The organism is Citrobacter sp. Awk 2 (assembly GCF_028069815.1).
GTDB lineage: Bacteria > Pseudomonadota > Gammaproteobacteria > Enterobacterales > Enterobacteriaceae > Citrobacter.
Map to the genome: position 1 here is coordinate 1 of NZ_JANEWL010000141.1, position 8,696 is coordinate 8,696.

The 8,696-nt window shown below is 52.1% G+C and carries 8 protein-coding genes; 4 read left to right on the plus strand and 4 right to left on the minus strand.

Annotation, left to right across the window (positions count from 1 at the left end):
- Positions 1 to 201 precede the first annotated feature (201 nt).
- Both hemB and ampH read right to left on the minus strand, forming a co-directional pair.
- The gene (gene hemB, locus NNO02_RS21765) at positions 202 to 1,176 is read right to left on the minus strand and encodes a porphobilinogen synthase (RefSeq protein WP_045440399.1); all 975 of its coding nucleotides are present in this window, start codon (positions 1,174 to 1,176) and stop codon (positions 202 to 204) included.
- A gap of 156 nt (positions 1,177 to 1,332) precedes the next feature.
- Positions 1,333 to 2,490, minus strand: coding sequence for a D-alanyl-D-alanine-carboxypeptidase/endopeptidase AmpH (ampH, locus tag NNO02_RS21770; RefSeq protein WP_271455721.1), 1,158 nt, complete (start codon positions 2,488 to 2,490; stop codon positions 1,333 to 1,335).
- Positions 2,491 to 2,871: 381 nt separating this feature from the next.
- On the opposite strand from ampH, the gene sbmA reads away from it, so the two are divergent.
- A complete protein-coding gene (gene sbmA, locus NNO02_RS21775; RefSeq protein WP_040232769.1) occupies positions 2,872 to 4,092 on the plus strand; it encodes a peptide antibiotic transporter SbmA in 1,221 nt (406 codons plus the stop codon).
- Positions 4,093 to 4,106: 14 nt separating this feature from the next.
- A complete protein-coding gene (locus NNO02_RS21780) occupies positions 4,107 to 5,210 on the plus strand; it encodes a DUF1615 domain-containing protein (protein WP_271441111.1) in 1,104 nt (367 codons plus the stop codon).
- Here the strand turns inward: NNO02_RS21780 and NNO02_RS21785 are convergent.
- Positions 5,195 to 5,518, minus strand: coding sequence for a YaiY family protein (locus tag NNO02_RS21785; RefSeq protein WP_048212467.1), 324 nt, complete (start codon positions 5,516 to 5,518; stop codon positions 5,195 to 5,197). The two genes, NNO02_RS21780 and NNO02_RS21785, sit on opposite strands and share 16 nt — an antisense overlap.
- A 263-nt stretch (positions 5,519 to 5,781) precedes the next feature.
- Between NNO02_RS21785 and NNO02_RS21790 the strand changes: the two genes are divergently transcribed.
- Positions 5,782 to 6,003 (plus strand): DUF2754 domain-containing protein, encoded by a 222-nt coding sequence (locus tag NNO02_RS21790; RefSeq protein WP_137384665.1) that lies wholly within the window; start codon positions 5,782 to 5,784, stop codon positions 6,001 to 6,003.
- Between the two features lie 22 nt (positions 6,004 to 6,025).
- Here NNO02_RS21790 and ddlA read toward each other — a convergent pair whose 3' ends face one another.
- On the minus strand, positions 6,026 to 7,120 hold the full coding sequence (gene ddlA / locus NNO02_RS21795) for a D-alanine--D-alanine ligase (RefSeq protein WP_271441110.1): 1,095 nt from the start codon (positions 7,118 to 7,120) through the stop codon (positions 6,026 to 6,028).
- Positions 7,121 to 7,421: 301 nt separating this feature from the next.
- Between ddlA and NNO02_RS21800 the strand changes: the two genes are divergently transcribed.
- A complete protein-coding gene (locus NNO02_RS21800) occupies positions 7,422 to 8,618 on the plus strand; it encodes a multidrug efflux MFS transporter (protein ID WP_202039330.1) in 1,197 nt (398 codons plus the stop codon).
- Positions 8,619 to 8,696 lie beyond the last annotated feature (78 nt).

The following is an 8,696-nucleotide window of genomic DNA, read 5'->3' on the forward strand; positions in this document are numbered from 1 at the left end:
ACTATAACTATACCTTCAAATAGAAGAATGGAATACATATGTCATTTTAGCCTTCATTTACGAATAATTCATATTGGTTGTAATGTTGAATTTCAGAATGAATCATAAACAGCAAGACGCTAAGCGTTGTTACTCGTTAGAGTCTTTAGGCTGGCGATAACAGGCCGGATGGTTTACGCCACCCGGCATGGAACAAAAACGTTAGCGCAGGATTTTTTTCTCAGCTAGATCCAGTGCGAAGTAGCTGAAAATCAGATCTGCGCCAGCGCGTTTGATCGAGCCTAAGCTTTCCAGCACCACTTTCTCTTCATCTATAGCACCGGCCATGGCCGCGAATTTGATCATCGCGTACTCACCGCTGACTTGATAAGCGCCAATCGGCAGCTCGGTGCGCTCGCGGATATCGCGCAGGATATCCAGATAGGCACCCGCCGGTTTGACCATCAGGCAGTCTGCACCCTGAGCTTCATCCAGCAATGATTCACGGATTGCCTCGCGACGGTTCATCGGGTTCATCTGATAAGTTTTACGATCGCCCTTCAGCGCAGTGCCTGCGGCTTCACGGAACGGACCGTAGAACGAAGAGGCAAACTTGGTGGAATAGGACATGATCGCGGTATCGGTGAAGCCTGCAGCGTCCAGCGCCTGGCGAATCGCCTGCACCTGGCCGTCCATCGCGGCGGAAGGCGCGATGAAGTCAGCACCCGCAGCGGCGGCAACCACCGCCTGTTTGCCAAGATTGGCCAGGGTTAAATCGTTATCAACGCCGTGCTCGCATAATACGCCGCAGTGACCGTGCGAGGTGTATTCACAGAAGCAGGTGTCGGACATGACGATCATTTCCGGTACGGTCTGCTTACAGATACGCGACATGCGCGCCACCAGACCGTCTTCTTTCCAGGCGTCGCTGCCGGTGTCATCGGTGTGGTGGGAGATACCGAAGGTCATCACCGAACGGATTCCGGCGTTGGCAATGCGTTCAATCTCGCGTGCCAGATGTTTTTCCGGAATGCGCATCACGCCTGGCATGGCTTCGATGGCTTTGTAATCGTCGAGTTCTTCTTCAACAAAGATCGGCAACACCAGGTCATTTAAGCTCAGTGTTGTCTCTTCAAACATAGCGCGCAGCGCAGGGGATTTGCGCAGGCGGCGAGGGCGTTGGATTAGGTCTGTCATGGTATGCCTGATGTTTGTGAAATCGAAGGCCGTAGTATACCTGAACCTGTTGCAAGGGAGTTTATGAAAGTTGCCTTTATGCCGCATCCGCCAGGAAAGCGTTTGTGAACACAGGCAAACGGGAGATTTTCAACCCGTTGCCTGTGGCGTGCTGAATCAGGAGGCAGGGATTACTTGCGGTTTGTTGCCGCTCAGTTCGCTCACCAGATTGTTGATTCCGTCGCTCATATTGGTAAAGCGGGTCAGCGGGGAGCGGGTCACAACGACAAAGGCGCCCACGTTTTGCTGCGGGATCATGGCCATATAGGTGATGAATCCACCGCCGCCACCTGTTTTTTGAATAATCCCCGGACGGCCATTCTTCGGTGCCATATAGACCCAGCCTAAACCCAGTGCATCGGCTTTGCCGGGAACGTCCATCCCAATTACTTTGGTTAACTGTGTGCGCTGGTAAATCAACGTCTGCATCCGGTCGGCCTGCTGGCTACGATGATAAAAATCAGAGGAGAGATACTGCTGCATCCAGCGCATCATATCGCCCGGCGTAGAATAGACGCCGCCGCTGCCCATGGCCGCCAGCGTATTGTTACACGGGCTGGCGCCTTTTTCCGCGACCATCAGGCGTGCGCACTGATCGGGTGACGGGGTAAAGGTGGTGTCTTTCATTCCGAGTGGACGGGTGATTTTCTCTTCAAACAACTGCGGATAAGGTTTGCCGGACGCGGTTCCCAGCGCATCGGCCAGCAGGTCAAACGCCAGGTTCGAATAGGATGCCTGCGAGCCTGGTGCGGCTTTTAGCGTTGCGGTAGAGAGATAGCTCCAGCGTTGTTCGCGAGTCGGCCAGACAAAGACCGGGCGTTTTGCCGCGCCGCCAGGCTGCTCGCGTGGCAGTGCGCTGGTGTGCGTCGCCAGATTCACCAGCGTGATAGGCGTTCCCTGATATGTCGGAACGCGTGCGCCTGGTGGTGCATATTTACTCAATGGATCGTTGAGTTTTACCGTACCCTGATCGAGTAATTTCACTAACATTTCACTGGTCATTAATTTGGTCAACGACGCAATGCGAATGACGGAATCCAACTGTGGGTGAACATTATTGCCGGGGCGCGTTTCACCAAAGCTACGAAACACGCGCTGATTACCATCAATCACCACAAGCGCCATCCCTGTAGCTCCGCTGCCGTAGAAAATATGATCGGCATACCGGTCGACGATGTCAGAGGCAAAGACGGGATCGGTTATAGGCTGTGCCGCCTGGACAGATGTCAATGACGCCGCACACAGCGTGGCAGAAAAAAGCAGACTACGTTTCAACGGTGGTGTCCATGAGTTAGAGGAAGTAAAAGATGACGTGCGTATGCGTATTTATACTACTCGTTGGCATATTGCAAAGCGCTTATCAGCCAATGATAGTGGGAAAAACGTAACGATGAGTAAACGTGGGCTTTTCCCGGAGAGTGGATGTTCGCTTTTGTGATCTCACGCTGTAATAATCTGAACATGCCGGAACGCTGTCGGTGTGAAAACCGCAGAAACAATTCTACAAAACCAGATAGCGAACTAAGTGCGTCGGTTCTGGTCACAATTGTCGGTTTCAGCTTGTGTTTTTTGGGCGTAAGCCGTCTTGTCGCGGTAAACCACCGTGGCAAATGCACAGCAGTCGTCATAACGATAAGAAGTTAGCAGGAGAGCACTATGTTTAAGTCTTTTTTCCCAAAGCCGGGGCCGTTCTTTATTTCGGCATTTATTTGGGCACTGGTCGCAGTTGTATTTTGGCAGGCTGGTGGGGGAGCCTGGGTTGCACAGATTACCGGCGCATCGGGGGACGTACCGATTAGCGCAGCGCGATTCTGGTCGCTCGATTATCTGATTTTTTATGCGTACTACATTCTGTGCGTTGGCGTGTTCGCGCTGTTTTGGTTTATCTACAGTCCGCACCGCTGGCAGTACTGGTCAATACTCGGTACCTCGCTGATTATCTTCGTCACCTGGTTTCTGGTTGAAGTCGGCGTCGCCGTCAACGCCTGGTATGCGCCGTTCTATGACCTGATTCAAACCGCGCTCAGCACGCCGCATAAGGTGAAAATTGAGCAGTTCTATCAGGAAGTGGGGATCTTTCTCGGGATTGCGCTGATAGCCGTCGTCATTGGCGTGATGAACAACTTCTTCGTCAGCCATTACGTCTTCCGCTGGCGTACCGCGATGAACGAACATTATATGGCGCACTGGCAGCATCTGCGTCATATCGAAGGTGCGGCGCAGCGTGTGCAGGAAGACACCATGCGTTTCGCTTCCACGCTGGAAGACATGGGCGTGAGTTTTATTAACGCGATTATGACGCTGATTGCCTTCCTGCCGGTACTGGTTACGCTCTCTGCGCATGTCCCGGATCTGCCGATTGTTGGACATATTCCCTACGGTCTGGTGATTGCCGCGATTGTCTGGTCGTTGATGGGGACCGGGTTGCTGGCCGTGGTGGGGATCAAACTGCCTGGGCTGGAGTTCAAAAATCAGCGGGTGGAAGCAGCGTACCGTAAAGAGCTGGTGTACGGTGAAGATGATGGTAATCGTGCGACGCCGCCGACGGTTCGCGAGCTGTTCCACGCGGTGCGTCAAAACTACTTTCGCCTCTATTTTCACTATATGTACTTCAATATCGCCCGTATTCTTTACCTGCAGGTTGATAACGTTTTCGGTTTGTTCCTGCTGTTTCCATCGATTGTTGCCGGTACGATTACGCTCGGTTTGATGACGCAAATCACCAACGTGTTTGGTCAGGTACGCGGCTCGTTCCAGTATTTGATTAATTCGTGGACGACGCTGGTTGAACTGATGTCTATCTATAAGCGTCTGCGCAGTTTCGAACGTGAACTGGATGGTCAGGAAATTCAGGCTGTTACCCATACGCTTAGCTAACAAAAGGAGATGTTATGTCGACGGTTTCCCGTCTTTACCCCTTGTCTGGTCTGGCCGCATTGGTGTTGGTGGGATGTAGTAGCCAACCCGCACAGCCGTTAAAAAAAGGGGAGAAAGCCGTCGATGTGGCGAGCGTGGTGCGCCAGAAAATGCCTGCCAGTGTGAAAGACCGGGACGCGTGGGCGCAGGACCTGGCGAAAACGTTTGCCAGCCAGAAGCTGGCACCGACGGTCGAAAATATCTGTTCGGTGCTGGCGGTGGCGCAGCAGGAGTCCAACTATCAGGCCGATCCGGTTGTCCCGAATTTAAGTAAAATAGCCTGGAAAGAGATTGACCGTCGCGCCGAGCGTATGCATATCCCGGTGTTTTTGGTTCATACCGCACTGAAGATTAACTCGCCAAATGGGAAAAGTTATAGCGAGCGTCTGGATTCGGTGAAGACGGAAAAGCAGCTTAGCGCCATTTTTGATGATTTCATCAATATGGTGCCGATGGGGCAGACGTTGTTTGGTTCGCTCAACCCGGTGCATACCGGGGGGCCGATGCAGGTCAGCATTGCGTTTGCCGAACAGCATACTTCCGGGTATCCGTGGAAAATGGAAGGAACGGTACGTCAGGAAGTCTTCACCCTGCGCGGTGGACTCTGGTTTGGCACGTATCACTTGCTGAATTACCCGGCGAACTATAGCGCGCCCATCTTCCGTTTCGCGGATTTTAATGCGGGATGGTACGCCAGCCGTAATGCGGCGTTTCAGAATGCCGTCAGCAAAGCCAGTGGTGTGAAGCTGGCGCTGGATGGGGATTTGATTCTCTACAACAGCAAAGAACCGGGTAAAACGGAGCTGGCAGTACGCAAGCTTGCCGGGAAGCTGGGGATGAGTGAGAGCGATATCCATCGTCAGTTGCAAAAAGGCGACAGCCTGGCTTTTGAGGACACCGCGCTGTACGAGAAGATGTATAAGCTGGCGGAAGCGAAGGCAGGAAAAGCGTTACCACGGGAAATGCTGCCAGGTATTCAACTGGAAAGCCCGAAGATTACGCGTAATTTGACCACGGCATGGTTTGCTAAACGCGTGGATGATCGTCGGGCGAAGTGTATGGGTCAGTCATCGTTGTGATGACGATGGCGCCAGCGCACCACCGCCGCGATGACGCCAAGGATAAGGCATCCAGTGAGGAAGGGAATCAGTCCAAACAGGGTGCCGACGCCTAAGCCAATCTCAACGCGTGGGCGTCCGGTCTCTTGCATCTGTAGCTGCATCAGTTCTTCATAGATACCGGGCGCATGGGCTAACAGATTTAAAACCTGAGCTCCGGCCCAGAAGCAAAACAGCACAAAAACGGCATACGCAATGTTGCCGGGCAGAGAGGAGGTATCTCGATGCTTGCCCTTAAACAGGGATTTTGAGAGCGTAAAATCAGCCATAGGGACCTCCAGAAATATCCTGCGTTGTCGATGCCATACCAGTAACTGACAGTGAGTCTGACAGGTGATCGGGATTGTCAATATCAGAATGATGGTAATTTCAGGTAGAGATTATTCCTGGATTTTGGTTTTTTGTTGAGCGTCACAAATATGTAACCTTAAGTTAAATTAACTCACATTTCAGAATTTCCGCACAGGACACAGACGCCCACAGGGAAATGTGCGAGGATGCTGCTCAACGATGTACTTCCACCGGAGTTGTTATGAACCTGCCTGTAAAAATTCGCCGCGACTGGCACTATTACGCGTTTGCCATTGGGCTGATCTTTATTTTGAATGGCGTGGTGGGATTATTGGGGTTTGAAGCGAAAGGATGGCAAACCTATGCGGTGGGGCTGGTTACGTGGGTGATTAGCTTTTGGCTCGCGGGACTTATTATTCGCCGCCGTGTCGATGAGGATGAAGACGTCAAGGATGCCCAATAGTTATCGGGCATCCTGTCTGTTTTTACATGCTGGTTTTCAGCGCGCTATCGGCAGCGTGGCGCTCCAGCGCCAGCTCGATCAGACGTGTGATCAGATCGGTATAGCCTAAGCCGCTGGCCTGCCACAGTTTGGGATACATACTGATGTTGGTAAAGCCTGGCAGCGTGTTGATCTCGTTGATCACCACATCATTCTCTGCGGTCAGGAACACATCCACCCGCGCCATCCCGGCGCAACCCAGCGTCTGGTAGGCCTGAATAGCGATCTCACGGATCTTGTCGTTAATTTCTGGCGCAATTGCCGCCGGAACCACGACTTTGGCCCCGTTATCGTCAATATATTTGGTGTCGTAGGCGTAGAAATCGCTGTTCAGGACGATCTCGCCACAGGTGCTGGCCTGCGGGTGATCGTTTCCCAGTACCGCACATTCGATCTCGCGGCCTTTGATCCCTTGTTCCACCACCACTTTATGATCGAACTCAAACGCCAGTGCTACAGCCTGGTCGTATTGCGCTTCGCTGGTGACTTTGCTGACGCCAACGGATGATCCCTGATTGGCTGGCTTCACAAACAGCGGCAGGCCCAGACGCGATTCGACCTCAGCAAAGCTGATGGCATTGCGATTGGCGCGGGTGAGCGTAATAAATGGCGCGATGTTTAATCCGGCATCGCGCAGCAGACGTTTGGTGACGTCTTTATCCATGCAGGCCGCGGAGCCCAGCACATCAGAACCGACGAACGGTAAATTTGCCACGCGCAGCATGCCTTGCAGTGAACCATCTTCACCCAGCGTGCCGTGCACGATAGGGAAAATAACATCGACCGTAGGCAGTGGCTGACCGTTTTGAGCATCGATCAGTTGCTGTTCTTGTTTACCCGGTACCTGCGCCAGACTGGTCGCGGAAGGACGCAACGCAATGCGTGCCGGATCGTCAGCGTTGAGCAGATAGTTGCTGGCATCGCTCACGTGCCACTGCCCTTGTTTATCAATACCTAACAGCACAACGTCAAAGCGAGTCTTGTCGATGGCATCGACAATATTTTTTGCCGATTGCAATGACACTTCATGTTCCGCTGATTTACCACCAAATACGATTCCTACTCGCAACTTTGCCATCTTAAAAACCCATTCCTTGAATGCAAAGCACATACATTACCACGACAAAACGCAGGATTCCTCGGCTTCTGGCAGATTGTTTTGGTGGATTCCCTGGGAATGAATACGCACAAATCTACAGGCCATGTTCGAAGCATAATCCCCTGTGTATAATGTGGGTTTGATGTGATGAATATCACAAATATGATGAGCGGGGAGATAAAATACTAAACTGTGAAACATCGCACCTCTGGACCCTCGTTTGCAGGCGTAATTTGTTAAGCTGCTCGCAGTTTTCAGCTACTTACCGTTATGAGTCCTTATGGAATCCTGGAGAGTTAACCTTATTTCCGTGTGGTTCGGTTGCTTTTTCACCGGACTGGCGATCAGCCAAATCCTGCCTTTTCTACCGCTCTATATCTCCCAACTGGGAGTCACCTCGCACGAAGCGCTCTCAATGTGGTCCGGGCTAACGTTTAGCGTCACGTTTCTTATTTCTGCCATTGTTTCACCGATGTGGGGCAGTTTAGCTGACCGTAAAGGGCGTAAGCTGATGCTGTTACGGGCCTCGCTGGGCATGGCCATTGCCATTTTGCTGCAGGCATTTGCAACGAACGTCTGGCAGCTTTTTCTGCTGCGAGGAGTGATGGGGTTAACGTCGGGATATATTCCTAATGCGATGGCGTTGGTGGCGTCGCAAGTCCCGCGCGAGCGTAGTGGCTGGGCGTTGAGCACGCTCTCCACGGCGCAAATTAGTGGGGTGATTGGCGGGCCGCTGATGGGCGGTTTTATTGCTGACCATGTTGGCTTACGTGCGGTATTTTGCATTACCGCCGCGCTGTTGGTGGTGAGTTTTTTGGTCACACTGTTCTTAATTAAAGAGGGTGTCCGACCGGCGATTAAAAAAAGCGAGCGTTTAAGCGGAAAAGCTGTTTTTGCTTCGTTACCGTATCCCGCGCTGGTCATTAGCCTGTTTTTTACCACCATGGTGATTCAACTGTGTAACGGCTCTATTGGCCCCATTTTGGCGCTGTTTATCAAATCGATGGTGCCAGATAGCTCAAATATCGCTTTTCTCAGCGGGTTGATTGCCTCTGTTCCTGGCATATCCGCTTTGATTTCAGCACCACGTCTTGGAAAACTGGGGGACAGAATTGGTACTGAACGGATTCTAATGGCAACGCTTATCTTCGCCGTGGTGCTGTTTTTCGCCATGTCATGGGTTACCACTCCGTTGCAATTAGGGATATTACGTTTTCTGCTCGGCTTTGCCGATGGTGCAATGCTGCCTGCGGTGCAAACGCTCTTAGTGAAATACTCCAGCGAGCAGATTACCGGGCGCATCTTTGGGTATAACCAGTCGTTTATGTACCTTGGAAACGTCGCTGGACCCTTGATGGGTGCAACCGTATCGGCAATGGCGGGTTTCCGCTGGGTCTTTATCGCCACCGCGAGCATTGTGCTTATTAATATCTGGCAACTGGCTATCGCGTTGCGACGCCGGCGTCTCGCTCGCTGAATAGGGGATTAACAACGCGGGTTGCCCGCGTTGTTAATCCATAATTGAAGATTATATATCTGGGTGACTACTAATCTC

Bases quoted from the DNA above. Each gene is read 5' to 3' on its own strand.
- hemB (WP_045440399.1), bottom strand. From the start codon at position 1,176: ATGACAGACCTAATCCAACGCCCTCGCCGCCTGCGCAAATCCCCTGCG.
- sbmA (WP_040232769.1), top strand. From the start codon at position 2,872: ATGTTTAAGTCTTTTTTCCCAAAGCCGGGGCCGTTCTTTATTTCGGCA.
- NNO02_RS21780 (WP_271441111.1), top strand. From the start codon at position 4,107: ATGTCGACGGTTTCCCGTCTTTACCCCTTGTCTGGTCTGGCCGCATTG.
- NNO02_RS21785 (WP_048212467.1), bottom strand. From the start codon at position 5,518: ATGGCTGATTTTACGCTCTCAAAATCCCTGTTTAAGGGCAAGCATCGA.
- NNO02_RS21790 (WP_137384665.1), top strand. From the start codon at position 5,782: ATGAACCTGCCTGTAAAAATTCGCCGCGACTGGCACTATTACGCGTTT.
- ddlA (WP_271441110.1), bottom strand. From the start codon at position 7,120: ATGGCAAAGTTGCGAGTAGGAATCGTATTTGGTGGTAAATCAGCGGAA.
- NNO02_RS21800 (WP_202039330.1), top strand. From the start codon at position 7,422: ATGGAATCCTGGAGAGTTAACCTTATTTCCGTGTGGTTCGGTTGCTTT.